Source organism: Oleiphilus sp. HI0128, from assembly GCF_001635365.1.
The window spans coordinates 1-761 of sequence record NZ_LWGG01001346.1; the positions used below are offsets into that span (position 1 = coordinate 1).

The following is a 761-nucleotide window of genomic DNA, read 5'->3' on the forward strand; positions in this document are numbered from 1 at the left end:
GCAAACCTGTTTCCGGTCATGTTTGTGATAATAATCTTCACCTTATTATTGCTTTTACGTTCGTTCACCGGTACCGCCGTAACCTTGGTTGTCATAATAATGTCTATCGTCAGCGCAATGGGAATGTTCGGTTGGCTAGGATGGACGCTTACCGGTCCAAGCACCTCAGCGCCCACGGTAATCATGACAATGGCCGTTGCCGATTGCGTTCATATTCTAGTGACCTTTCTATTTAACATGCGGCACGGAATGCTTAAAGCCGAAGCAATGCAAGAAGCCATACGTATCAATTTCCAGCCGGTTTTCATCACCAGCATCACAACAGTTGTTGGCTTTATGACACTTAACTTTAGTGAAGTTCCACCCTTCAGAGATTTAGGTAATACTGTAGCTATGGGCGTCGTTGCAGCATTCTTTCTATCAGTATTTTTACTTCCAGCACTGGTTATGGTGCTACCGGTAAAAGAGAAGAAGCAAGCAGATAAAGCACACAAAGGCCTTGATGCAATCGCTAATTTCGTCATTAACAAACGCAGACAAATTTTGATCGGTACCGGCTTGGTAACAATCGCCATTTTCTCTGCTATACCATTAAATATGATAAATGACGACTTTGTCGGTTACTTCAAGCAAAGTGTAGAATTTAGAAAAGACACCGACTTTACCGCTGAAAACCTTTCTGGCATTTATACAATTGAATACTCACTAGTTGCCGGAGAATCCGGTGAGATAAGCAACCCGAAATTCTTACAACAGGTCGA

At 42.7% G+C, this 761-nt stretch carries 1 protein-coding gene; it reads left to right on the forward strand.

Annotated features, from left to right (window positions below; translation table 11 throughout):
* Positions 1 to 18 precede the first annotated feature (18 nt).
* A partial coding sequence (locus A3763_RS22410) for an MMPL family transporter (RefSeq protein ID WP_231872290.1) occupies positions 19 to 761 on the forward strand: 743 nt, incomplete at its 3' end.